Raw genomic sequence first — 23,803 nt, 5'->3', positions numbered from 1 at the left:
GGGCGTCGGCGGCGGTGGGGGGCGTCGCCACGGCCGTCCCGGCGGTGGGCGCGGTGGGCGGTGCGGGCTCGTGGCTCTTCGGGGCGGGCGCAGGACTCATCGGCACGGCAGAACCTCCGCTTCTTACGGGGCACGACCGGTCGGCCCGCGGCGGGCGACCGCGGGACTGCCGGATACCTCTCCACGGTAGGGAGCGCCCGACGCGCGGGACAAGGCGAACATGCTGCGCGAGGACGCAGCATCGCTGCGTGATCAGGCCGCTCAGGGCAGGATCGTTGCGTCGGCCGGTGGGTCGTCGGGCGCCGCCCGCCGGGCGCCCGCCTCCGCGGAGTCCGGCAGCAGATGGGAGAGCACGAGATAGCTGATCGTCTTCCGGATGAAGGGTTCGTCGCGGATCCGCTCCAGCACCTCCTCGAAGTGCGCGACATCGGTGGCCCGCACGTGCAGCAGCGCGTCGGCGGCGCCGGTGACGGTCATCGCGGCGGCGATCTCCGGATGGTTGCGCACCACCTCGGCCAGCCGCCGGGGCGGCGCCGCGCTGTCGCAGTAGACCTCGACGTACGCCTCGGTCCGCCACCCCAGCGCCGAGGGCCGCACGGTCGCGGTGAACCCGGTGATCACCTCGGCGTCGCGGAGCCGGTCGACCCGCCGCTTCACCGCGGTGGCGGAGAGCCCGATGGCCGTACCGATCTCCGCGAAGCTGGCCCGGGCGTTGTCGATGAGCGCCGCGACGATCTTCCGGTCGAGTTCGTCGAACGAGGCGGGGCGGGGGGCGCCGGACGTCGCGCCCGACTTCCGGGCGCCGGTGGCCGGGCCGTGGGACGCGCCGTTCCTGCCGGTCTTGCTGGTCATGGGGGCTCCTGACGGGTGGGTGGGGGCACGGTATCCAGGGGCGACGACCGACGGGCGGGGAACTGCCGGGCGGCGCCGGTCGTCGTGGAAGTGGCGCCCGGAGCGTGCGGAGGGGCGCGCGGGCCGTGCGGTACGGGGGCGTGTGCGCGGTGCGTGCCCGGTGCGCGGTGCCGTGGCCGGGGGCGGCGGGACGGGACCGGGGCGACGCCGGTACGGGACCGGGGCGACGCCGGTACGGGATCGGGGCGACGCCGGGTACAGGTTCGGTACGGGTCCGATACGGGGTCGTACAGGCTCGGGACGAGGGCGGGGCGGGTTCGGGATGGGACACGGGAGGGGTGCGATGAGGGTCTGTCTGCTGACGGACAAGCCCGGTCATCCGCTGCTGGCGGCAGCCTCGGCGCTGTGGGCCGAGCGGGGCACGGTGGTGGCGTACGACCCGGACGCGGCACCGGGGTCCGAGGTCCCCCTCGCCGATGTCTACCTCCTCAAGGCGCACACGCCGCGCGCGTTGGCGCTCGCCGCGCGGCTGGAGGAGCGCGGCGCGGTGGTGATCAACTCCGCCGCGGCGACCGCGCGGTGCCAGGACCGTACGGAGATGGCGGAGCGGGCGCGGGCGGCGGGGCTGCCGTTCGCGGCGACCCGGACGCTGGACCGGCTCGGACCGCTGGCGGCAGCCGGGGAGCCGCCCGCCCCGCTGGTCGTCAAGAGCCGCCGCAGCCGCCGCGGCGACCTCGTCGCCCGCGCCGACACCGCCGCCGACCTGCGACGCCTCGCCGCGGCATGGCCCGACGAGCCCGTCGTCGTCCAGGAGTTCACCCCGAACCCCGGCTGGGACCACAAACTGTGGGCGATCGGCGGCCAACTCTTCGCCGCCGTCCGCCGCTCCGAACTGTCCCCCGACGGCCGCAGCGCCCCCACCACCGTCCCGCTGCACCAACTACCGCCTCGCTGGCCGGAGTTGGTCCACCGCATCGGCGACCTCTTCGCCCTCGACATCTACGGCGTAGACCTCCTGGACACGGGCGACGGCTCCCCGGTCATCGTCGACATCAACGCCTTCCCCGGAGTCCGCGGCCAACAGGGCGCCCCGGAGGCGCTGGTGGGGCTGGTGGGGCGGAGGGGCGAGTAGGGGGTGCGGTGGGGGCTGCCGTAGGGGCCGGACCGATCCGGACCGGACCGATCCGATCTGATCCAGTTCGGTCCGATCCGGTCCGCGGGGCGGCTCGCTGTGGCGCAGCTCACGTCCGCTCTGCACTCGGGGCGCGGAGCCCCGCGCGCTCTCCCGGAAGGCTCGGGGCACGCGGACGCCGCCGGGACCGGCGCGGTCCGCGCCGACCCGCAGGCGAGCAGAGCCGAGGAGAGCCATGACCGCGCCCCAGCACCCCGCACCGCAGAGCCCGGACGACCGCACCCCGCGGAACCAGGAACCCGCCCCGGACGGAGCCGCGAGCCCCGGCGGCCTCCCCGTACGGGACTTCGCCGCGTACGGCGTCACCCCGCACGCGTACAGCCGTGCGCTGCCGCCGTACCGGGGTGTGGTGGCCGTCGACGCCAAGGACTTCACCGGGTATCCGGCGGTGCAGCACGGGGTGATCAGCCAGACCGTGCCGCAGCTGCTGGAGGTGTCGTTCGAACGCGCCGGGCTCGCCGAGGTGTGGCGGGAGCGGCGGTTCCCGGCGCCCACGGGCGACGGCTACGTCTTCGGGTTCGACCCGGCGCGGATGCCGTTCCTCATCCACCCCTGGCTGAACACGCTCCAGGAGGTCCTGGCGGAGTTCAACGTCCACTCCACGGGCGCGGTCCGCATCCGGCTGCGGGTGAGCCTGCACATCGGGCCGCTGCCCGACGACGGTGCGGAGTTCGACGGCAACGGCACCCCGCGCAACGACACCCACCGGCTGCTGGACTCCGTGCCCGTCAAGGCGATGCTCGCCGCGTCCAGCGAGAACGTCACCCAGGTCGCGGCGATCCTCTCCGACCGCTGCTACCAGGACGCGGTGGCCGGTGGCTACACGGGGCGCCACCTCGACCACTTCCTGGAGGTCCCGGCGACCGTCGAGGGCAAGCCGTTCGCCCAGCGCGCCTGGCTGTACGTCCCCGCGCCGTCCGGGAACCTCTACGACCCCCGCATCCTCGGCGAGGAGGTCACCGGGGCACGGCGGGATCCGGACGGACACGGCGCCCGGAACGCCGCCCGGGCCGACCGGAGCGCCGCCCCGGGCGCGGGCCGGGATGCCGCCCCGGGGGCGGACCGTCCCGGGCCCCGCGCGGACCGTGCGGACGCGGGCACCGGAAGCTCGGTGACGTACGCCGCCGAGCGCGGCAACCTCAACCTGGGGACGGTGCACGGCGGCCAGAACGTCCGCAACGTCGAAGCGGCGGGCGACTACACCGAGGGCGACCACGTCCGCGGCGACAAGGTGGCCGGGAACCACATCGCGGGTGACTACGTGGCGGGCCGCAAAGCGGGGACGGTCCACGGGGCGATGGGGGATGTCGTCCATGGTGACAAGCGTGGGGGGGAGTGATGGGGGCGGCGCCGGAGGAGGGCGGCGGAGCCGACCGCCCCGGTGGCGTCGGCGGGACGGAGGCACACACGGGCGAAGCCACAGGTGCGGCTTCGGCCGGTCCGATCGATCCGTACGGCCCGGGCGCGCCGGAGACCGGGTGGCCGCCGAGTGGCGGGGTGTTCCACTCCTTCGTCCTCGCGCCGCAGGCCAACATCAACAACGGTACGGTGCACGGCGGCCAGCACGCCGAGAACCGGATCGGCGGCCCGTCGCACGGTGAGCGGCTGGTGGAGTCCCACGAGGGGCCGGTCTCCTCGGCGGAGATCGACGCGGCCGAATGGGGCTTCGCGGAGCCCGAGTGGTTCGAGGACGCGCTACGGGAACTGGACTCGGGGCTGCTGTTCCTCACGGGCGAGGCCGGGGTCGGGCGCCGCACCGTGGCCATCAACCTCCTGCTGCGGCACAGCGATTCGAGGGAACTGCGCGCTGTGGACCGCGATGTGAACCTCGCGGCCTGGCGTCCGGGGAAGAAGGACGCGGCACGCGGCTATCTGGTGGACGGCCTGATCGGTCAGCAACCGCTCGGCCGCGGCACGGTGGGCGCGCTGAAGCGGATGCTGGAGGAGGCGCGGGCGCGGATGGTCGTGGTCCTGCCGGATGAGCCCGAGTTGGTCCGTGGGTTGATGCGCGACCTCGACCTCACACCGAGGCTGTGCGCACCGCCCCCGCCCCGCGCCGTCTTCGACGCCCGCTTCGCGGCGGCGGTACCGGAACCGGCCGCGCGCTCCCGCTTGCTCGCCTCCCTGGAGACGGGGGTGCTGGACGAGTTGCTGGCGAATCCGCTGGTTCCTTCGGAGGTCGCGGAACTCGTGGAGACGGTGGTCGAGTCGGGGGAGGGGCCGAGCGTCCCCGGTGCCACCGATCTCCGCAGCCGTCTGAGCTACCGGGCCTGCGACGAGGCCCCTGAACTGGTCAAGAAAGCCCGTGAGGACCCCGACGCGCTCGCCTTCCTCCTCGCCCTCTGCGTATTTGAGGGCTTGGACCACCGCATCGTCCGCGAGCAGGCCGAGCGGCTGCTGGAACTGGCGGAGGGCCGGTTGGACCCGGTTCTGCGGGACGGGGGCCGGGAGGAGTCCACCGGCTGTGCCGTGCCGCCCCCGACGGGCCCCAACCCGAAGTTCGTCTTCCGCCGCTCGCTCGACGAACTCATGCGGAAGGTGCGCGCGGAGTCCGCGCAGCGGGAGATCCGGACGGGCACCGGATACCGCTACTCCGTGGAGCCGGTGCGCTTCACCCGTCACCGGCAGGCCGAGGAAGTCCTCAAACACGTCTGGCGGCAGTACAGCCAGCTACCCGCGCTGCTGACGGACTGGATGGACGGTGTGGGCGGGGAGCACGAGTTGACCCGTTCCGTAGGCCGCGTCATGGGCTTGGCGGTCGGCTGGGGCGGTGGCCGCCGCGCACTGGACCACATCCACGGACTCGCCGCCTCCGATCGGGCCTCGAGCCGTTCCATCGCCGCCGCGGCACTCGGCATGGCGGCGCAGGATCCGATGCTGGACGGAGAGATCAAGTACCGGCTCCGCGCCTGGAGCCGGAGCAGCACACCGCTGCTCCGCTCCACGGTGGCCCGGACCTGCGGTACCGAGTTCGGTTTGTCGCGCCCCGAATTCGCCCTTCAGACGCTGCGCGCCGTGCGCGACGCGTCGAGGAGGCGGAGAGCCGAGCCGGACGCCGACACGGCGGAGACCGATGTCCGTCGGGCGGTCGTCGAACTCTTCTCCTCGGGCAACCAGACGTTGGTGATGCGGCACCTCGTCGAATGGGACAGCGCCTACGACGACGGGGATTTCGTACAGGGGCTCTTCCCGTGGCTGTTCCCCGGAGGACACCGGTGGCTCGGTGAGCAGTTGGTGTCGAACGGTGAGTTCGCCGAGTTCACCATCGCCCTCACCCACCGCGCCCTCGACGACGACGCCCTCTTCGAGCATGCCCGGAACATGCTGGTGGCGTGGTGTCGCTCCGCCTCCTGGGACGACGAGCCGGAGCCGACCGGTGTGTTGCTCACCGCCTTGGCGCAGCGGATGACCCGTGGGGTGTTCCGGCTCTTCGTGGACATCGACCAGTTTCCGGATCCGTTGCCCGTGCACGCCCTCGTCCGCCATGCGCTGGAGTCCTGGCGCCACGGGCGGACGCCCACCGATCCCGGTACGACCGCGCAGAGGAGCGCCGTATGACGTCCGAACAGACCGCAGCCGCGCAGCACGGCCCCGTGTACACCCAGGCCCCGCACGCGCCATGGCGGGAGATCCTGCGCCACCGCTGGTCGGGGCGGCGGGACCGGGCCCTGGTGCTGTGCGACCGCGAGGGCGGCTACCACGTGCTGACCGCACGACGGGGGCGGGCGCGCGGGGCGGAAGGGGCGTCCGAGGGGCCGTGTGTCGTGCAGGAGAGCGCCCCGCCGGTTCGGGTGCGCGGCGGCTACGAGAGCGCCTTCCACGTACGGCTCACCGAGGAGAGCGGTGTCCGCGACGTCGGACTGCCGACGGCGTACGGCACCGAGCCGGTGGACGTCCACGCCACGTGGTGGGTGCACGATCCCCAGCAGGTGGTGCGTGCCCGTACCCGGCACGGCTGGGGCACCGTGCGCCGGGACCTCGAACAGCGGCTGCAGAACCTCCAGAGCACATATGAGGGGACGGGGCGCGGGCTGGACGCCGCGGAGGTGCTGAGTCGGCTCGGCGGCACCGAGACGCTGTCAGAGGCCGGGCTGAGCTACCGGGTCACCGATGTCTCGCCCCGCGCTGTCGCCGGCGAACTGCGGCTGGGCCGGGTCGCGGACGCGGTGCTGCCGTTCTCCTGGTCGGCCAACGGCACGGCGGACTACGACTTCTGCGCCCGGGCGGTGCGCAGCGGTCCGGTGACGCTCGCGGCGCTGTGGCTGGTACGCCACCCGGACCAGATCGAACGGGTCCTGAGCTGGGCGGTCGACAACCAGCGGCTGCTGCGCGCCGAGGCCGACTGGGAGGACGGTATGGCCGCGCTGTTGGGGAACCTGTCGGAGCAGGAGAAGAAGGCGCTGTCGGACCTGGTCCGTGACCGCCTCACGGCATTGGGCCGCAAGGTCCCCGACCCGAAGAGGGGCGGCCCGGTCCACCCCGGCGCCAACGGGTGGCCCGTAGGGGCGGGAGGGAAGACGTTGTGAGGGCCGTGCCGGGGACACGGTCCGGCGGGTACGGGCGGGGCGCGGGCCGTGGCCGCCGTGCGACGCTGCGGGTGGCTGCCGCCCGCCCCTCTCCCACCCGGTCGCCCGCGGGCCGCCCGGCGGTCCGGCGCCCCGGGGCGCGACGGGTCCGGACCGGAGCCACCACGGGAGCGCGCAGGGCGGGCTCCTACGGGACGCTGTCGTACGGGCACCGTCCTCACCGGGCGCGCCCCCGTGCTGCGGACATCGCCGCCGCCACCGACCACCTCCTCGCCGCCAACACCACGGAACTCACCCGTGCCGACACCAAGGCCGCCGTTCTGCTCGGGTTTCTGGGGGCGGTGCTCGGGGTGTTCGTGACGGTGACCCGGGGGGTGCCGAGCGTTCCCGCGGGGGCCGGGGCCGGGGCCGGGGGCGCGGTCGGGTGGTGGAGTGCCGTGGGGACCGCGCTGCTGGCCGTCGGGTGCTTCGTGGGGGCGCTCGCGCCGCGGCGGCGGAAGGGGCGGGCGGACGGGGATGCCGGGCCCGGGTACTTCGAGCAGGTGGCGGCGTTGCGCGGGGAGCGGTTGGGGCGGGCCGTCGCGCGTTCGCTCCGTGATCCGGTGGCGCCGCGGCTGGCCGCCCTGCGGCGCACCAGCGAGATCGTCCGCGTCAAGTACCGCTGGATCGAGACCGGTTCGGTGCTGCTGCTCGTCGCCCTCCCGCAGCTCGTGGCCGTGCTGCGACCGTGGTGAGACGCCAGCGGACTGCCGAGAACCCTCCCGGGGCGAGCCCCCGGCGTGCCCCATGACCGTTCCTTGTGCGCTCTATGAGCAAACGATGACGGCGGGCGGAATGTCTGTTTCAGGGTGTTGTGCTGGTTTGTATGAACAGTAACCACAGGAGTGCGTTCCGGCGGGTCGGGTGCCGTGTGGTGGCGAGGCGGGCGCCCGCTCAGGCGCCCCGCTCCGCCTCCGTCTCCGTGGCCACCTCCGTGGCCGTCCCGGCCGTCCGTTCCCCGGTGGGCTCCGGGCGGGTGGCCGGGCGCAGCCGTCGCAGTGTGACGGCGCTGACCAGGGCCAGTGCGATCAGGCCGAGGCAGTAGAGCGTGACGCCCGGCCAGGCGGCGGAGTAGGCGACGCCGCCGACCGTGCCGCCGACGGCGCTGCCCATGTAGTAGAAGAAGAGGTAGACGGCGGCGCCCTGGGCGCCCAGGGCGGTGGCCCGGCCGCCGACCCAGCCGCTGGCCACCGCGTGCGCGGCGAAGAACCCGACGGTGAAGACCACCAGCCCCGGCACGACCGCGCCCAGATGCGGGACGAGCATCACCACCAGCCCCGCGACGGCGGTCAGCAGCGCCGGAATCAGCACCCGCGGACGGCCGAACCGGTCGACGAGCCGCCCCGCCGCCGCCGAGGAGAACGACCCGGCCGCGTACGCCACGAAGAGCAGTCCGGCGGCGGTCTGGGAGAGGTGGAACGGCGCCGCGATCAGGCGGAAGCCCAGGTAGTTGTAGACGGTGACGAACGCGGCCATCGCGACGAAGCCGATGAGGTAGAGCCGCAGCAGCCCGCTGTCCGGCAGCGCCCGGCCGATCCCGGCGGCCAGCGCGCGCGGGCGCGGCTCACGGCGGACGAAGCGGACCGACGCCGGGATGGTCAGCCGGAAGAGGACCGCGCAGACCGCCGCGGCCACCCCGACCGCGCCGATCGCCCACCGCCAGCTGCCGGTCACCTCCAGCACCCCGTCGGCGACCAGCCGCCCCGCCATCCCGCCGATGCCGTTGCCCGCGACGTACAGGCCCATCGCCTGGCCCAGCGAGGAGCGGTGCACCTCCTCGGCGAGGTACGACATCGCGGTGGCCTGGAGTCCGGCCAGTGAGAGGCCCTGGAGGACGCGGATCACCAGCAGCGCCGGGAAGCTCGGGGCGAAGGCGGCGGCGATACCGAGGAGGGCGGCGCAGCTCAGGGCGAGCGTCATCATGCCGGTCCGGCTCCAGGCGTCGGAGACGGCCGTCAGCGGCACCACGGCGAGCGCCATCGACGCGGTCGAGACGGAGACGGTCAGCGAGGACGCGGCGGGGGTCAGGTGCAGGTCGAAGGAGAGCGCGGGCAGCAGCGCCTGGACGCAGTAGAGCGTCATGAAGGTGGTCAGCCCGGCCGCGAAGAGCGCACCGGTGGCGCGCCGGAAGCCGGGGGTGCCTCGGAGGTGGGCGGCGGGTATCGCGGCTGCGTCGGTCACCCGGCGACGGTAGGCACGGGGCAAATGATGCGTCCAATGCATGGATCGGCGAGATATGTTCCGGATATGGAACAGGTGAGCGAGTGGGGTGCGGGGTCGGTCCCCGGCGGTGCGCGGGGGCTGCCCGAGCTGACGGGGCTGCCGGGCGTACGGGGCCTTCCCGAGCTACGGGCGGCCGGGCCGCTGGCGGCGGTCTGCCCGGACCTGGTGCGGTTCGTGGCCGTCGCCCGGCTGGAACATCTCTCGGCCGCCGCCGACGAGTTGGACGCCCCGCAGTCGACGGTCAGCCGCGGTATCGCCCGGCTGGAGGCGGCGGTCGGCACCCCGCTCTTCGACCGCGAGGGGCGCGGGCTGCGGCTGACCCGGCACGGCCGGGCGTTCCTCGCCCGCGTCCGGCGGGGCCTTGAGGAGATCGCCACCGGCTGCGAGGAACTGCGCCTCGCCACCGGCGAGCCCGGCACCGTCGCCCTCGGCTTCCTGCCCGCGCTCGGCACCGCCCCCGTACCGCTGCTGGTCAGCTGGTTCCGCGAGCGCCGTCCGCAGGCCCGGTTCCAACTGGTGCAGGACAACGCCGAGGGGCTGCTGGCCCGGCTGCGCGCCGGGGAGGTCGATCTCTGCCTGACGTCGCCGCTGCCGGACGAGGCGGGCATCACCACCGTCCCGGTCGCCCGCGAACCGCTCCGGCTGGTCGTCCCCGCGGACCACCGGCTGGCCGGTCGCGCCCGGGTCCGCCTCACCGACGCCGCCGACGAGGACTTCGTCATGGCCACCTCGGGCTACGGGCTGCGCCGCCTGGTCAACGGCCTCTGCGCGGACGCCGGTTTCACCCCCCGGGTGGCGTTCGAGGGCGCCGAGATCGCCACCATCCGCGGCTTCGTGGCGGCGGGCCTGGGCGTCGCGGTACTACCCCCCTCCCCGGTCGCCGTCCCCGGCCTCGTCGACCTCCCGATGGACGAACCCGCAGCTCATCGCACGGTCGGCCTGACCCGCGTCACCGCCCGCACGCCGACGCCCGCGGTCGCGGACTTCATCGCGCTGCTGACGGAGCGGGCGCAGGAGTGCTTCGGGCCGGAGACTGTGCCGATGGGGGAGTGAGGGGGCCGTGGCCCGGGGGGGGCGGGCTTCGCCGCCGGGATGGTCACCGGCACCGGTCCCGGACGCCTCCGCCCCGCAGCGTGAGAACCGCTCAGCCCCCGTCGGCAACCGCCAGCGCGACCAGCCCGGCCCACGCCTTCGGCGACACGGCTATGTTCGGGCCTGCCGGGATTTTCGAGTCCCGGACGTGCACGGCACCGCCAGCGGTCGCGACCTCGACGCACTGACCGCCTTCGCCGCTGCTGTAGCTGCTCTTGAACCACACCATGTTCGACAGAGGCGAGTCGGGCATCTTGTCATTCATCTCTCTCCCAGCAGTTTCTCGATGAAGGTCAGGGATTCGCGCGGCGTCAGTGCCTGTGCTCGCAGGATGCCGTACTGGACTTCCATCTCCCGGACAGTCTCCCGGTCGGTGTAGAGGCGGCTGTCCTTCTGCACCTCCACGTAAGCGATCCTGCGCCCCTCCCGGGTCTCGATCAAGGTGAACGGGCCTGCGAGACCGCTGTGTTCCTCACGCTCGTTCGGCATGACCTGGATCTCGACGTTCCGGCGCTGGCCGTGCAGCAGGAGCTGTTCCAACTGGCCCTGAATGACCTCCCGCCCTCCGATAGGGCGCGTCAGCACCGACTCCTCGATGACGAAACTCAGTGTCGGCGGCCTCCGACGCGAGAAGATCTCCTGGCGTCCCATCCGTGCCGAGAGGCGCTGCTGAATGGTGTCCCTGTCCAGCAGCGGGCGCCGCATCCGGAACACCGCACGGGCGTACTCCTCCGTCTGCAACAGGCCATTGATCACATGGGTGTCGTAGACGTGCAGCTCGACCGCCTCCGCCTCCAACCTCGCCGCATCGCGGAAGAACGCCGGGTACTGGGCCCGGGCCACCTCCTCCTTCAGGGCCTTCAGCACGCCCCCGGCGCCCAGGATCTCGTCCGCCTGATCGATGACGCTCGGCGGGGGGATCCGCCTGCCCTGCTCGTACGAGGCGATCGTCGACGCGGAGTACCCCAACCGCGCGCCCAGCTCCGGCCGTTCCAACTCCGCGGCCACCCGCAGGAGTTTCAGCTGCCGACCGAACGCGACGACCAATCCCGTCCCCGGTTCGTCGTCCGGCCCCGGGCCCTCGCCCGCCTCACCCGCACCCCGGTGCTGCTCCACCCGGCTCCACCGCCCGTCCCACCTACCGCGCCGTGCCTCACGTACGACTCCACGCACCGCCGGATACAGCCCGCCCACGCCGGTGCGTAACTTCCGGTCACGCTACGCCACGGGCGGCGGCGCTGTCCGCCCGCCGAAAGAACCTGCCGCACTCTCCGGCACCCCTCAAAACATGCAGCTCACCCACCACTTCGGAGCGCGCCACGCCTCCGCCCCCTCACCCCTCCACCCCCTCGATCGCCTGTTCCGTCCAGACCGTTTTGCCGGTGGGGCCGTAGCGGCTGCCCCAGCGGGTGGTGAGTTGGGCTACGAGGAAGAGGCCGCGGCCGCCCTCGTCGGTGTCGCGGGCCTGGCGGAGGCGGGGTTGGCTGTTGGAGGAGTCGGTGACCTCGCAGACCAGGACCTGGTCGCGGACGAGGCGGACGCCGATCGGGCCGCGGGCGTACCGCAGGGCGTTGGTGACCAGTTCGCTGATGACCAGTTCGGTGCTGAAGACCAGTGCGTCCAGGCCCCATTCGCGGAGCTGCTCGGTGACGAGTTCGCGGGCGAGGGAGACCGCGGTGGGGCGGGCGGGGAACTGCCAGGCGGCCAGGGAGGTCGCGGGGATCGCGCGGGTGCGGGCGAGGAGGACCGTGATGTCGTCGGGGCGGTGCGGGGCGGAGCGGACCGGGGCGACCAGTTCCTCGCCGATGGTGTCCAGCGAACGCCCGGGGCCCGCCGCCTCGGCCAGCCGTCGCAGCACCGCCGCCTCCGCGTCCTCGAACGAGTCGGAGGTGCCGCGGCGCTCCGCCTCGATCAGCCCGTTGGTGTAGAGCGCCAGCACGCTGCCGGGCGGGATCTCCACCTCCGTCACCTCGAACGGCATCCCGCCGACGCCCAGCCCCGGCCCCGGCACGACGTCGATGAACCGGGCCGTGCCGTCCGGGTGCACCACCGCCGGCATCAGATGACCGGCGCTCGCCACCTGGCACCGGCGGTCCACCGGGTCGTAGACCGCGTACAGACAGGACGCGCCCATCGTGTCCGGGTGCTCGGCCTCCTCCGCCATCCGGTGCACCAGGTCGTCCAGCCGGGTCAGCAGTTCGTCGGGGCCCAGGTCGAGGTCGGAGAGGGTCTGGACGGCGGTGCGCAGCCGCGCCATGGTGGCGGTCGCGGGCAGCCCGTGGCCGATGACGTCGCCGACCACCAGCGCGGTCCGCAGCGAGGACAGCGGTACCGCGTCGAACCAGTCGCCGCCCACCCCGGCGTCGCCCTCCGCCGACAGGTAGATGCCCGCGGTCTCCGCCGCCGCGGTGGAGCGGGAGACCGGCGGCAGCAGGCTGTTCTGGAGCATCACCGACATCCGGTGCTCGCGGGTGTAGCGGCGGGCGTTGTCCATGCCGAGGGCGACGCGGCTGACGATCTCCTGGAGCAGTTTGGCGTCCTGCCCGTCGAACGGGGCGCCCTGCCGGACCCGGTAGACCTGGACGTAGCCGAGCACCAGCCCGCGCGCGACCAGCGCCGCCCCGAGGGAGGCGCTCAGCTCCGCCGGGACCATCCGGGGGACCGCCGGGCCGTTGCCGAGGATCGCGGCGTAGGCGTCCGGTTCGTTGACCACCAGGACCTTGCCGCGTTCCAGATCGCGGAAGTCGGGGCCGTTGGGGATGTCCGGCAGCATCTCGCCCGCCTGGATCAGCTCCTCCGGCCAGGGGCCGTGCGCGTGTTTGACGGCCAGCCGCCGGAAGTCGCCGTGTACGCCCTCCACGCTGCGTGGCGGCTCGCCCCCGCGCAGCGTCGCCTCCGTGATCTCCACCGCCGCCAGGTCGCCCATCGAGGGCACCAGCAGATCCACCAGGTCCTGTGCGGTGCGCTCCACCTCCAGGCTGCCGCTGATGGAGCGCGTCGCCCGGTAGACGAGGTCGAGGCGGCGCGCGGAGCGGTACCGCTCGGTGACGTCGACGAGCGAGGTCAGCGCGCCGTTCGGGTGGCCCCACAGGTCGTACAGGGGCGCCGCGGTCAGCGAGTAGACCAGGTCCTGGCTCCCGGGCGTCTCGGCGCGCAGCACGCCCGAGGCGTCCACCACCGGCTCGCCGCTGTCCATCACGTGCCGCAGCAGTTCCTCACCGGTACCGCCGTCCTCCAGGCCGGGCATCGCGCACAGCGGGTCGCGGCCGTCGGCGGTCAGCCGTCCGGCCCGGGCGACCGCCGGGCTGGCGTGGCGGATCCGCAGGTCGGGGCCGTGCACGGCGAGCTGCCACAGGTCCTGGGTGAGCAGCGCCCGGCCCACCGCCGTCTCGGCGTCCCAGGTGGCGAGCGCCTCCACGGGCAGCCCCAGGGCGAGCACCCCGGCTCCGGCCAGCGGCAGCAGCCGCACCCAGACGGGGACGGTGTGTCCGTCGCGGTGGCGCAGCGGGAGGACACGGCCGCCGGGGGCGCCGGAGGGTTCGCCCGTACGGGGGACGGGCCGCGGGGAGCGCGGCCTGACCAGCGCGCGGGCGGGCGTGCCGAGCACCGCGTCCGGCTCATGGCCCAGCAGCTGCGCGGCGGACCGCGTCCAGTGCGTGACCAGGCCGTTCTCGTCGATCACGACCGCGACGACGCCGTTCATCGGCGCCGGCGGCTCCGGTCGTGGCACGGCCATGTGAACACTCCGTACGTCGAACGGACCGATCACCTCAGTGTGCCCTCCTCCCACGGATCGAACGAGTGCTGGCAGCCGGTAGGGAACAGGACAGGGGTGGGGCGGGCGCGGTCCGGCACCGGCGCGCGGCGGGTGGGCGCGCGCCCCACCGGGTGCCCCGCCCGCCCGGGCGCGCGGGCCCACGGCACGCGCCCCGGCCGCCTGCCGCTCGCCCCGGGCGCGCAGGGGCGGAGCGCACGCCGGGGGCGCCGCCGCCCCGCGCCCCGGGCCCGCCCGCCGCCGCCCCGCGTCGCCCGCCTCCCCGATTCCCTCACCCGCCGCGCCCGCCCCGGGGCACAATGACCGCCGTGCTGCACGTACGAGTGATCTCCCCGGCCGAGCGCGCCGACGAGGTGGTGCGGACCGTCACCGCCTGTGAGGCCGTCACCCATGTCGTCCGGCTGCCGGGCGCCGCCCTCGCGCCGCCCGGTGACTGCATCGAGTTCGACGTGGCCCGGGAGGGCGCCAACGACGTCCTCGCGCAGCTGCGGGAACTGGGGTTGGAGGAGTCCGGCGGCGTCACCGTCGAACCGCTCGACCTGACGATGTCGGCGGCGGCCGACCGCGCCGAGGCGGCGGCGCCGGGCGAGCCGGACGACGCCGTCGTCTGGGCCGAACTCACCGCCCGTACCGCCGCCGAGTCCCGGATGACCTGGGCGTTCCTGGTCTTCCTCACGCTGGCCACCCAGATCGCGGCGATCGGCGCGCTGCTGGATCAGCCGATCCTGATCGTCGGCGCGATGGTGCTGGGGCCGGAGTTCGGGCCGCTGGCGGCGCTCTGCTTCGCGGTGCTGCGCCGCGACGCCCGGCAGGCGGGCGTCTCCGTACGGACCCTCGTCGTCGGCTTCGGGGTGGCGATCGTCGTCACGCTCGCCTGTGCGGTGGTCAGCCGTCTGCTGGGCTGGATCGGCCCGGACATGCTCGCCGCCCGGCCGCTGACCGGCTTCATCGTCCACCCCGACCGCTGGTCGTTCATCGTGGCGGTGCTCGCCGGGACCGCCGGGATCCTGTCGATGACGGCGGGGAAGTCGTCCTCGCTGATCGGCGTCTTCATCTCGGTCACCACCGTCCCGGCGGCCGGGAACATCGCGGTGGCCCTCGCGCTGGGCCGCTGGGGCGAGGTCGGCGCCTCCTTCGTCCAGCTCGGCTTCAACATCGCCGGGATGCTGGTCGCCGGGGTCCTCACCCTCGCCACCCAGCGCGCCCTGTGGTCCCGCTACGGGCCGCGCCTCGCCCGGACCCGCCAGGAGGCGCTGCGCCGGGGCGCCTGAGACCGGACGGCGCGCGGACGACGGGCGGGCGTCCCCGCGGCCCGCCGGGCGCCCCCGCTGCTCCATCCGCCGTCGCCCCGCCCGCGCCGCCACGGCCGGAGGGGCGCCGCTGCCTACGCTCGCCCCGTGGCCACCGTGACCGGACTGTTCAAGCGCCTGCTCCTCGGTCGGGCCCGGCGGAGCGAGGAGCTGGGCGAGACGCTGTTGCCCAAGCGGCTCGCGCTGCCGGTCTTCGCCTCCGACCCGCTGTCGTCGGTCGCGTACGCCACCCAGGAGATCCTGCTCGTCCTCACCCTCGGTGGCCTCGCCTACGTGTACGTCACACCGTGGCTCGCCGCCGGGGTCATCGGGCTGATGACCGTGGTCGTCCTCTCGTACCGGCAGGTCGTCCACGCCTATCCGAGCGGCGGCGGTTCGTACGAGGTGGTCTCCACCAACCTGGGGCCGTCGGCGGGGCTGGTGGTGGCCGCGTCGCTGCTGGTCGACTACGTGATGACGGTGGCGGTGTCGGTCGCCTCCGGCGTCGACAACGTCATCTCCGCGCTGCCCGCGCTCGCCGGGCACCGGGTGCTGCTGGCGCTCTGCTTCGTGGCGCTGCTGACCGCGATGAACCTGCGCGGCGTCCGCGAGTCCGGCCGCGCCTTCGCCGCCCCCACCTACCTCTTCGTCGGCGCCGTCCTGATCATGGTGGGGACCGGCCTGATCCGGTATCTGATGGGGGACGCGCCGGTCGCCGAGAGCGCCCGCTACGGCATCGAGCCCACCCCGGGCTCGGCGCAGCTGACCGGCCTCGCCCTGATCATGCTGGTGCTGCGCGCCTTCTCGTCCGGCTGTACTGCGCTGACCGGCGTCGAGGCGATCTCCAACGGCGTCCCGGCGTTCCGGCGGCCCAAACCGCGGAACGCGGCGGCCACGCTGGCGGCGATGGGCGCCATCGCCGTCGCGATGTTCGCCGGGGTCACCACCATGGCGATCGTCGCCAAGGTCCACATCGTGCAGGATCCCTGCCGGTTGATCGGTCTCGCCGACTGCGCCGGGTACACCCAGCGGACCGTCATCGCCCAACTCGCCGCATCGGTCTTCGGCGGCCCGGACTCCGTCGGCTTCTTCGTGGTGCAGGCGGCCACCGCGCTGGTCCTGATCCTCGCGGCCAACACCGCCTTCAACGGCTTCCCGCTGCTCGCCTCGATCCTGGCGCAGGACCGCTATCTGCCGAGCCAGCTGCACAGCCGCGGCGACCGGCTGGTGTACTCCAACGGCATCCTCGTCCTCGCCGTCGTCGCCGGACTGCTGCTGTTCGGCTTCAAGGCGAACGTCACCAGCCTCATCCACCTCTACATCCTCGGGGTGTTCACCTCCTTCACGCTCTCCCAGACCGGCATGGTCCGGCACTGGAACCGGGAGCTGCGCACCGACCCGGACCCGGCGCTGCGCCGCCGCCGGTACCTGGCCCGGGCGGTCAACGCGACCGGGGCGCTGGTCACCGGGTTGGTGCTGGTCATCGTGTTGGCGACGAAGTTCCTCCAGGGCGCCTGGCTCGCCGTCCTCGCGGCGGTGGTGCTGTGGCTGATGATGCGGGCGATCCGCCGCCACTACGACGCGGTCGCCGCGGAGCTGACCGTCACCGACCCGCGCGCCGACCTCACCCCGCCGCCCCGGGTGCTGGCGCTCGTCCTCGTCTCCAGCGTCCACAAGCCCACGCTCCGCGCCCTCGCCTACGCCCGCGCCTTCCACCCCGACCGGCTGGAGGCGCTCACCGTCGACGTGGACCGCGCCGTCACCGCCCGCCTGGAGGAGCAGTGGGCGCGGCTGGACACCGACGTCCCGCTGACCGTCGTCGACTCGCCGTACCGGGAGATCACCGGACCGGTCGTCGAGTACGTCCGCCACGCCCGCCGCACCAGCCCCCGGGACGTGGTCGGCGTCTTCATCCCGGAGTACGTGGTGGGCCGCTGGTGGGAGAACCTGCTGCACAACCAGACGGCGCTGTGGCTCAAGAGCCGGTTGCTGTTCACGCCCGGCGTGATGGTCACCTCCGTGCCCTGGCAGCTGACCTCCTCGGCGCACGCCCGGCCCGCCGTCCGGGGCGCGGGCGCGGTCCGCCGCGGGGTGCCCGCCACCGGCTACGGCATCGCCCGCCCGCGCGGCGCCGGACCGGGCGGCGGCCCCGGGCCGGAGGGCGGGGCGGCTACGCCGGACCGCTCTCCGTGAGCAGCGTCCGCGCGGTCTCCCGCTCGGCGCGCTCGGCCAGCTGCGCCAGCGCCGTCGCCCCGCACAGCAGCACACCGGACTCCTGCGCCCGCCGCGCCCCGGTCGCGAAGAGGTGCCACAGCGCCGGGTTGGCGAGCAGCACCCGCGGGTCGACGACCAGCCGCCGCCCCGCGTCGTCGCGGAGCACCAGCCGCTGCGCGACCCCCTCCGACCAGCGCACCGACACCAGCCGCTCGGTGCACACCAGCCGCCGCCGCAGCGGTCCGCGGGCCGCCAACCAGCCCTGACCGGCGGTCACCCGCGGCGGCAGCAACAGCCCGAAGAGCGCCACCGCCAACGCCGCCCACAGACCGCCACGGAGCGCGTCGAGGCTTCCGGCGACGGCGTCCACGGCGACCAGCGCGGCCAGCAGCAGCACCCCGCTCACCACGGCGTCGCGCAGTGCGGCGGGCCAGTCCTCGTCGGTCGCGATGCGCTCCGGGGGCCGTACGGCGACGGCCGCCGGGCGCACGGCGGAGCGGGTACCACGTCGTCCCATGCCGCCGAGGCTAGGCCCGCCACCGCCCGCCGGACGGCCCGTTGACACGGCGCTGACGGCTCCCGATCACACCTTGACGGAGTCCATACGCGCCCCGGGACGCGGTGGCCGACGCGCCGTCAAGAAGGCGTGAAGGTCGCGGAGTCCGCCGACAGGAGCGCGACAGGGCGCGGCCCGGCCCCCGCCACGGGGACGGACGCTGAGCCGCCCCCACCCGGAAGGAGCCCCCATGACCGCGATCCCCCCAGGTCACGCCGCGCCCGCGCCCGCCCCCGCCGCCGTGCCGACGCCCGCCCCCGGCGGCGCCCCGCCCGCCGACCGCCACCGGCTCACCGCCCTGACCGGCCTCGCCGCGCTCTCCCTCGACGCGCTGGCCTCCGTCGCGTACGGGCCGGAGGCGATCGTGCTGGTCCTGGCGGCGGCGGGGGCGCGCGGGCTCGGCTATGCGCTCCCGGTCACGCTGGCCGTCGTCGCGCTGCTCGCCGTGCTCGTCGCCTCGTACCGGCAGGTCATCGCGGCGTTCCCGGACGGCGGCGGCAGCTATGCGGTCGCCGGGCGCCACCTGGGCCGCCGCAGCGCCCTGTTGGCGGCTGCCTCGCTGATCCTCGACTACGTCCTCAACGTCGCCGTCGCGGTGACCGCCGGGGTCCCCGCCCTCACCTCCGCCGTCCCCGCCCTCCACGACCACCGGCTGGCGCTCTGCCTGGCGGTGCTGGCCGTGCTCACCGCGGTCAATCTGCGCGGTACCGCCGACGCGGCGCGGCTCCTGCTGGCGCCGACCGCCTTCTTCGTCGTCGCGCTGCTGGTGCTCGTCGCCGTCGGACTGTTCCGGGACGCGCCGGTGTCCACCGCGGCGGCCGACGGGCACCCCGCCGCGGTCTCCGGCGACGCCACCACCGTCGGCGTGCTGCTGCTCCTGAAGGCGTTCGCCTCCGGCTGTTCGGCGCTGACCGGCGTGGAGGCGCTCGCCAACGCCGTGCCGTCGTTCCGCGCGCCCGCGGTGCGCCGCGCCCGCCGTGCCGAGACCGCGCTCGGCGTGCTGCTGGGCGCGCTGCTGATCGGCCTGGCGGTGCTGATCTCCCGCTTCGGGCTGCGGCCGGTCGAGGGCGTCACCGTCCTCGCCCAACTCGCCGACGCCGCCCTCGGCCACCACGCCGCCTTCTACGCCGTGCAGGGCGCCACCGTGGTGCTGCTGGCGCTCTCCGCCAACACCTCGTTCGGCGGGCTGCCGGTGCTGCTGAAACTGCTGGCCCGCGACAACTACGTGCCACACGTCTTCGGGCTGCGCGCCGACCGCCAGGTGCACCGGCACGGCGTCCTGGCGCTGGCGGTGGTCTCCGCGGTGCTGCTGATCGCCTCCGGCGGTGACACCAACGCGCTGGTCCCGCTCTTCGCCATCGGTGTCTTCGTCGGCTTCACCCTCGCCCAGGCGGGCATGGTCCGCCACTGGCGCGCCGCCCGCGGCCCCCGGTGGCGGGCGAAGGCGGCGCTCAACGGGCTGGGCGCGGCGCTCACCGGCGTCAGCGCCGTCGTCGTCACCGCCACCAAGTTCCGCGACGGCGCCTGGCTGGTCGCCGTCGCGCTGCCACTCCTGGTCGCCGCCCTCCTCGCGGTGCACCGGGCGTACGAACGGATCGGCGACCGGCTGGGCGTCGGCCGCCTCCCCGACGCCCCGCGCGGCGGCCGGTCGCTGGTGGTCGTCCCGGTGGGCGCGCTCAACCGGCTCACCCAGGAGGCGCTCTCCGCCGCCGCCTCCCTGGGCGATGAGGTGCGGGCGGTGACCGTCTGCCACCCGGACCCCGAGGACCGCGCCCGCACCGCGGCGCTGCTGCGCGACTGGCACCGCTGGGACCCGGGCGTCCCGCTGCTCCCGCTGCACCACGCCCGCCGCAGCCTGGGCCGACCGGTCGCCGGACACGTCCGCGCGCTGGCCGCCGCCGACCCCGGCACCCGCGTCACGGTGCTCATCGCGGAGGCCGAACCGGACCGCCTCTGGCACCGGCTGCTCCAGAACCAGCGGGGCGCCGTCGTCGCCCACGCCGTCCGCCGCGACACCGACGCGGTCATCTGCCGCCTCCGGATCCGGCTGACACAGCGCCCGTGAACCAGGCCCTGAGCTGCGGAAACGGTCGGGTCGGCCCGGCGCGCACGGCGCCCGCGCGGAGCGCGCCCCGGGGCTCGTACCGCACCCCCGGGGCGCCCCCGGCCCGCCTGTGGCCGAAGGTGGCGTACGGGACGCGTCAAGAGCGAGCCCGGAGCCGTAAGGGACCCGTCAACGGCACCCGGCGGATGGCCGAAAAGAGGTTTCGTCGAGAGGTCCACACGGCCGGGTGTTCGCGCCCGGTCGTCCCTCTTGTCCCTTCCTCCCAGGAGTTCACGATGGCCGACGTGGCCTTCGTCGTCACCACGCTCGCGGTCTTCGCGCTGGTGGCCGTCATCGCCAAGGGGGTGGCGAAGCTGTGAGCGCCCAGAGCATCGAGAACGTGATCGGGCTGCTCGTGGCCGTCGCCCTGCTCGGCTATCTCGTCCTCGCCCTCATCAAGCCCGAGAGGTTCTGACGGTGAACTCCCTCGCTGCCGCCTCCGGCGCCCTGAGCCCCGCGCTCGCCGCGGCGCTCCAACTGCTCGCCCTCATAGCGGCGCTCGGCCTCGCCTACCGCCCGCTCGGCGACCACATGGCCCGCGTCTACTCCTCCGACAGGCAGCTGCGCGTCGAGAAGTGGATCTACAAGGCCATCGGCGCCGACCCGCACACCGAGATGCGCTGGCCCGCCTACCTCCGCGGCGTCCTCGCCTTCTCCGCGGTCAGCCTCCTCTTCCTCTACCTGCTCCAGCGGCTCCAGGGCAGCCTGCCCGGCTCCCTCGGCTTCGCCTCGATCGACCCGGACCAGGCGTTCAACACCGCCGCGTCGTTCGTCGCCAACACCAACTGGCAGTCGTACGCCGGTGAGCAGGCCATGGGCCATATCGTGCAGACCGCCGGGCTCGCGGTGCAGAACTTCGTCTCGGCTGCCGTCGGCATCGCCGTCGCCGTCGCCCTGGTCCGCGGCTTCGCCAGGTCCCGCACCGGCGAACTGGGCAACTTCTGGGCCGACCTGGTCCGCGGCACCGTCCGGGTGCTGCTGCCGATCGCGGTGGTCGGCGCACTGATCCTCGTCGCGTGCGGCGCGATCCAGAACTTCTCCGGCGTCCACGAGGTCGGCCAGTTCCTCGGCGGGCCCCAGCAGTGGCACGGCGGTGCCGTCGCCTCCCAGGAGGTCATCAAGGAGCTGGGGACCAACGGCGGCGGCTACTTCAACGCCAACTCCGCCCACCCCTTCGAGAACCCCGACGGCTTCACCAACCTCTTCGAGGTCTTCCTGATCCTGGTGATCCCGTTCGCGCTGACCCGCACCTTCGGCCGGATGACCGGCTCCCTCAAGCAGGGCTACGCGATCCTCGGCACCATGGCCGTCATCTGGATCGGCTTCACCCTCCTGATGTGGGCGGCCGAATTCGGCGGCCACGGCAAGGCGTTCGAGCTGGCCGGGGGCGCGCTGGAGGGCAAGGAGACCCGCTTCGGCATCGCCGGTTCGTCGATCTTCGCGGTGGCCACCACCCTCACCTCCACCGGCGCCGTGGACAGCTTCCACTCCTCGTACACCGGGCTCGGCGGCGGGCTGACGATGCTGGGCATGCAGCTCGGCGAGATCGCGCCCGGCGGCGTCGGCTCCGGTCTCTACGGGATGCTGATCATGGCGGTCATCGCGGTGTTCCTCGCCGGGCTGATGGTCGGCCGGACGCCGGAGTTCCTCGGCAAGAAGATCGGCACCCGCGAGATCAAGCTCGCCGCCTGCTACATCCTCGTCACCCCGGCGCTGGTGCTCTGCTTCACCGCCGCCTCGCTGGTGCTGCCCACGCCGCCGCACTCGATGCTCAACTCCGGTGCGCACGGCTTCTCCGAGCTCCTCTACGCGTACACCTCCGGCGCCAACAACAACGGCAGCGCCTTCGCCGGACTGAACGCCGACACCCCGTGGTTCAACACCACCATCGGCCTCGCGATGCTGCTGGGCCGCTTCGTCCCGATGGTCTTCGTGCTGGCGCTCGCCGGTTCGCTCGCCGAGCAGCAGCCCGTCCCGAAGACCGCGGGCACCCTCCGTACCGAGAAGCCGCTCTTCTCCGGCCTGCTGGTCGGCACGATCATGATCGTCGCCGGTCTGACCTACTTCCCCGCCCTCGCCCTGGGCCCGCTCGCCGAGGGACTGGCGTCATGACCGCCGGTACGAAGCGATCCACCGGCACCCGGCGACCCACCGGCGCACAGCCGCCCACCCCTTCCGAGAAGCACGAGGACGATGCGATGTCCACCGTCACCCAGGACCGGGCGCCGCAACAGGAGGCGCCCGCCCCCGAACACCCCGAAGGCAACCGCGTCGGCGGCGGGCTCTTCGACCCCAAGCAGCTGATCCGCTCGCTGCCCGACGCGTTCCGCAAGCTCGACCCCCGGGTGATGGTCAAGTCCCCGGTGATGTTCGTGGTGCTGATCGGCTCGGTGCTCACCACCGTGCTGGCCCTCCTCCACCCCGGCGAGTGGTTCGGCTGGGCGATCACCGCCTGGCTCTGGCTGACCACCCTCTTCGCCAACCTCGCCGAGGCGGTCGCCGAGGGCCGCGGCAAGGCGCAGGCCGACACCCTGCGCAAGGCCAAGACCGACACCGTCGCCCGCCGCCTGACCGGCACCACCGAGGAGCAGGTCCCCGGCACCGACCTGCGCGTCGGCGATCTGGTGGTCTGCGAGGCGGGTGACGTCATACCCGGCGACGGCGATGTCGTCGAGGGCGTCGCCAGCGTCGACGAGTCCGCCATCACCGGTGAATCGGCGCCGGTCATCCGGGAGTCGGGCGGCGACCGCTCGGCCGTCACCGGCGGCACCAAGGTCCTCTCCGACCGCATCGTCGTCAAGATCACCACCAAGCCCGGCGAGACCTTCATCGACCGGATGATCAACCTCGTCGAGGGCGCCGCCCGGCAGAAGACCCCCAACGAGATCGCCCTCAACATCCTGCTGGCCTCCCTGACGATCGTCTTCCTGCTGGCCGTCGTCACCCTCCAGCCGTTCGCGGTGTACGCGGGCGCCGAACAGTCGATGATCGTGCTGACCGCGCTGCTGGTCTGTCTGATCCCCACCACCATCGGCGCGCTGCTCTCCGCCATCGGCATCGCCGGGATGGACCGGCTCGTCCAGCGCAACGTCCTGGCGATGTCCGGCCGCGCGGTCGAGGCGGCGGGCGATGTCTCCACCCTCCTCCTCGACAAGACCGGCACCATCACCTACGGCAACCGCCGGGCCGCCGAGTTCGTCCCCGTCCCCGGCGTCACCGACACCGCGCTCGCCGACGCCGCCCAGCTGTCCTCGCTCGCCGACGAGACCCCCGAGGGCCGCTCCGTCCTCGACCTCGCCGAGGAGCGGTACGGCCTCCCCGCCCGGCAGCAGGACCGGCTCACCGGCGCCGAGTGGATCGAGTTCACCGCCCAGACCCGGATGTCCGGCGTCGACCTCCCCGCGGACGGCGCACACCCCGCCCGTAAGGTCCGCAAGGGCGCCACCGCCTCCGTCACCGCCTGGGTGACCGAGCGCGGCGGCACCGTCGCCGACGACGTCGACCGGATCGCCACCGCCATCGCCGAGGCGGGCGGCACCCCGCTGCCGGTCGCGGTCGACGACGCGGACGGCGCCCGCGTCCTGGGCGTCATCCACCTCAAGGACGTCGTCAAGGACGGCATGCGGGAGCGTTTCGACGAGCTGCGCCGGATGGGCATCAAGACCATCATGATCACCGGCGACAACCCGCTCACCGCCAAGGCCATCGCCGCGGAGGCGGGCGTCGACGACTTCCTCGCCGAGGCCACCCCCGAGGACAAGATGGCCCTCATCAAACGGGAACAGGCGGGCGGCAAACTCGTCGCGATGACCGGCGACGGCACCAACGACGCCCCGGCCCTTGCCCAGGCGGACGTCGGCGTCGCCATGAACACCGGCACCTCCGCCGCCAAGGAGGCCGGAAACATGGTCGACCTCGACTCCGACCCCACCAAACTCATC

At 73.8% G+C, this 23,803-nt stretch carries 19 protein-coding genes; 13 read left to right on the top strand and 6 right to left on the bottom strand.

Translation table 11 applies throughout. The annotated features are described in order from the left end of the window. Window positions 1-261: 261 nt before the first annotated feature. Complete coding sequence (locus IF23_RS0121085) at window positions 262-852, bottom strand: Lrp/AsnC family transcriptional regulator (RefSeq protein WP_078654141.1); 591 nt, start codon at window positions 850-852, stop codon at window positions 262-264. A gap of 343 nt (window positions 853-1,195) precedes the next feature. Here IF23_RS0121085 and IF23_RS0121080 point away from each other — a divergent pair, with 343 nt between their 5' ends. The 5 genes from IF23_RS0121080 to IF23_RS35515 all read left to right on the top strand — a co-directional run bounded on the left by IF23_RS0121080 (window position 1,196) and on the right by IF23_RS35515 (window position 7,304). Then, window positions 1,196-1,984, top strand: a complete 789-nt coding sequence (locus IF23_RS0121080) for an ATP-grasp domain-containing protein (RefSeq protein ID WP_030285937.1) — start codon at window positions 1,196-1,198, stop codon at window positions 1,982-1,984. A 235-nt stretch (window positions 1,985-2,219) separates the two neighbouring features. Next, the gene (locus IF23_RS0121075; RefSeq protein ID WP_342667930.1) at window positions 2,220-3,383 is read left to right on the top strand and encodes a hypothetical protein; all 1,164 of its coding nucleotides are present in this window, start codon (window positions 2,220-2,222) and stop codon (window positions 3,381-3,383) included. A gap of 158 nt (window positions 3,384-3,541) precedes the next feature. Beyond that, window positions 3,542-5,602, top strand: a complete 2,061-nt coding sequence (locus IF23_RS0121070) for a hypothetical protein (protein WP_157848049.1) — start codon at window positions 3,542-3,544, stop codon at window positions 5,600-5,602. Then, window positions 5,599-6,570 carry a hypothetical protein gene (locus IF23_RS0121065; RefSeq protein ID WP_051739765.1) on the top strand — a complete coding sequence of 324 codons (972 nt, stop codon included), beginning with the start codon at window positions 5,599-5,601 and terminating at the stop codon, window positions 6,568-6,570. The genes IF23_RS0121070 and IF23_RS0121065 overlap by 4 nt, the downstream gene beginning before the upstream one ends. Next, window positions 6,537-7,304 (top strand): Pycsar system effector family protein, encoded by a 768-nt coding sequence (locus IF23_RS35515; RefSeq protein ID WP_342667929.1) that lies wholly within the window; start codon window positions 6,537-6,539, stop codon window positions 7,302-7,304. The genes IF23_RS0121065 and IF23_RS35515 overlap by 34 nt, the downstream gene beginning before the upstream one ends. Window positions 7,305-7,503: 199 nt before the next feature. Here the strand turns inward: IF23_RS35515 and IF23_RS0121055 are convergent, their stop codons facing one another. Continuing rightward, window positions 7,504-8,790, bottom strand: a complete 1,287-nt coding sequence (locus tag IF23_RS0121055; RefSeq protein ID WP_037678964.1) for an MFS transporter — start codon at window positions 8,788-8,790, stop codon at window positions 7,504-7,506. 66 nt (window positions 8,791-8,856) lie between these two features. Here IF23_RS0121055 and IF23_RS0121050 point away from each other — a divergent pair, with 66 nt between their 5' ends. After that, window positions 8,857-9,885, top strand: a complete 1,029-nt coding sequence (locus IF23_RS0121050; RefSeq protein ID WP_078654140.1) for a LysR family transcriptional regulator — start codon at window positions 8,857-8,859, stop codon at window positions 9,883-9,885. Window positions 9,886-9,976: 91 nt separating this feature from the next. On the opposite strand, the gene IF23_RS0121045 is transcribed toward IF23_RS0121050, so the two are convergent. From IF23_RS0121045 to IF23_RS0121035, 3 genes are all read right to left on the bottom strand, one after another. Then, on the bottom strand, window positions 9,977-10,189 hold the full coding sequence (locus tag IF23_RS0121045) for a DUF397 domain-containing protein (protein WP_030285923.1): 213 nt from the start codon (window positions 10,187-10,189) through the stop codon (window positions 9,977-9,979). Continuing rightward, window positions 10,186-11,040, bottom strand: coding sequence for a helix-turn-helix domain-containing protein (locus IF23_RS0121040; RefSeq protein WP_030285920.1), 855 nt, complete (start codon window positions 11,038-11,040; stop codon window positions 10,186-10,188). The genes IF23_RS0121045 and IF23_RS0121040 overlap by 4 nt, the downstream gene beginning before the upstream one ends. Before the next feature lie 217 nt (window positions 11,041-11,257). After that, window positions 11,258-13,660 (bottom strand): ATP-binding SpoIIE family protein phosphatase, encoded by a 2,403-nt coding sequence (locus IF23_RS0121035; RefSeq protein WP_245655046.1) that lies wholly within the window; start codon window positions 13,658-13,660, stop codon window positions 11,258-11,260. A gap of 347 nt (window positions 13,661-14,007) precedes the next feature. Between IF23_RS0121035 and IF23_RS0121030 the strand changes: the two genes are divergently transcribed. Together IF23_RS0121030 and IF23_RS0121025 are read left to right on the top strand one after the other, a co-directional pair. Further along, the gene (locus tag IF23_RS0121030; RefSeq protein WP_030285916.1) at window positions 14,008-14,970 is read left to right on the top strand and encodes a DUF389 domain-containing protein; all 963 of its coding nucleotides are present in this window, start codon (window positions 14,008-14,010) and stop codon (window positions 14,968-14,970) included. Between the two features lie 126 nt (window positions 14,971-15,096). Continuing rightward, window positions 15,097-17,181 carry an APC family permease gene (locus IF23_RS0121025; protein ID WP_078654139.1) on the top strand — a complete coding sequence of 695 codons (2,085 nt, stop codon included), beginning with the start codon at window positions 15,097-15,099 and terminating at the stop codon, window positions 17,179-17,181. Here IF23_RS0121025 and IF23_RS0121020 read toward each other — a convergent pair. Next, window positions 17,159-17,719 (bottom strand): hypothetical protein, encoded by a 561-nt coding sequence (locus IF23_RS0121020; protein ID WP_030285912.1) that lies wholly within the window; start codon window positions 17,717-17,719, stop codon window positions 17,159-17,161. The genes IF23_RS0121025 and IF23_RS0121020 overlap by 23 nt on opposite strands. A gap of 229 nt (window positions 17,720-17,948) precedes the next feature. Between IF23_RS0121020 and IF23_RS0121015 the strand changes: the two genes are divergently transcribed. From IF23_RS0121015 to kdpB, 5 genes are all read left to right on the top strand, one after another. Continuing rightward, a complete protein-coding gene (locus IF23_RS0121015) occupies window positions 17,949-19,823 on the top strand; it encodes an APC family permease (RefSeq protein ID WP_078654138.1) in 1,875 nt (624 codons plus the stop codon). Between the two features lie 185 nt (window positions 19,824-20,008). Beyond that, on the top strand, window positions 20,009-20,182 hold the full coding sequence (locus IF23_RS32905; RefSeq protein ID WP_169750020.1) for a hypothetical protein: 174 nt from the start codon (window positions 20,009-20,011) through the stop codon (window positions 20,180-20,182). Beyond that, window positions 20,179-20,277 (top strand): K(+)-transporting ATPase subunit F, encoded by a 99-nt coding sequence (gene kdpF / locus IF23_RS32900; protein ID WP_030285908.1) that lies wholly within the window; start codon window positions 20,179-20,181, stop codon window positions 20,275-20,277. The genes IF23_RS32905 and kdpF overlap by 4 nt, the downstream gene beginning before the upstream one ends. A 32-nt stretch (window positions 20,278-20,309) precedes the next feature. Then, complete coding sequence (gene kdpA / locus IF23_RS0121000; protein ID WP_030285905.1) at window positions 20,310-21,974, top strand: potassium-transporting ATPase subunit KdpA; 1,665 nt, start codon at window positions 20,310-20,312, stop codon at window positions 21,972-21,974. Window positions 21,975-22,060: 86 nt separating this feature from the next. Further along, window positions 22,061-23,803: potassium-transporting ATPase subunit KdpB (gene kdpB, locus IF23_RS0120995; protein WP_037678985.1), on the top strand; the 1,743-nt coding region annotated here is incomplete at its 3' end.

Origin of the sequence: Streptomyces catenulae, assembly GCF_000718015.1 — a bacterium.
GTDB lineage: Bacteria > Actinomycetota > Actinomycetes > Streptomycetales > Streptomycetaceae > Streptomyces > Streptomyces catenulae.
This window is presented reverse-complemented; position numbering and strand designations above follow the sequence as displayed.

Bases quoted from the DNA above. Each gene is read 5' to 3' on its own strand.
- IF23_RS0121065 (WP_051739765.1), top strand. From the start codon at position 5,599: ATGACGTCCGAACAGACCGCAGCCGCGCAGCACGGCCCCGTGTACACC.
- IF23_RS0121050 (WP_078654140.1), top strand. From the start codon at position 8,857: ATGGAACAGGTGAGCGAGTGGGGTGCGGGGTCGGTCCCCGGCGGTGCG.
- IF23_RS0121085 (WP_078654141.1), bottom strand. From the start codon at position 852: ATGACCAGCAAGACCGGCAGGAACGGCGCGTCCCACGGCCCGGCCACC.
- IF23_RS32905 (WP_169750020.1), top strand. From the start codon at position 20,009: ATGGCCGAAAAGAGGTTTCGTCGAGAGGTCCACACGGCCGGGTGTTCG.
- IF23_RS0121020 (WP_030285912.1), bottom strand. From the start codon at position 17,719: ATGGGACGACGTGGTACCCGCTCCGCCGTGCGCCCGGCGGCCGTCGCC.
- IF23_RS0121075 (WP_342667930.1), top strand. From the start codon at position 2,220: ATGACCGCGCCCCAGCACCCCGCACCGCAGAGCCCGGACGACCGCACC.
- IF23_RS0121080 (WP_030285937.1), top strand. From the start codon at position 1,196: ATGAGGGTCTGTCTGCTGACGGACAAGCCCGGTCATCCGCTGCTGGCG.
- IF23_RS0121035 (WP_245655046.1), bottom strand. From the start codon at position 13,660: ATGGCCGTGCCACGACCGGAGCCGCCGGCGCCGATGAACGGCGTCGTC.
- IF23_RS0121045 (WP_030285923.1), bottom strand. From the start codon at position 10,189: ATGAATGACAAGATGCCCGACTCGCCTCTGTCGAACATGGTGTGGTTC.
- IF23_RS0121015 (WP_078654138.1), top strand. From the start codon at position 17,949: ATGACCGCGATCCCCCCAGGTCACGCCGCGCCCGCGCCCGCCCCCGCC.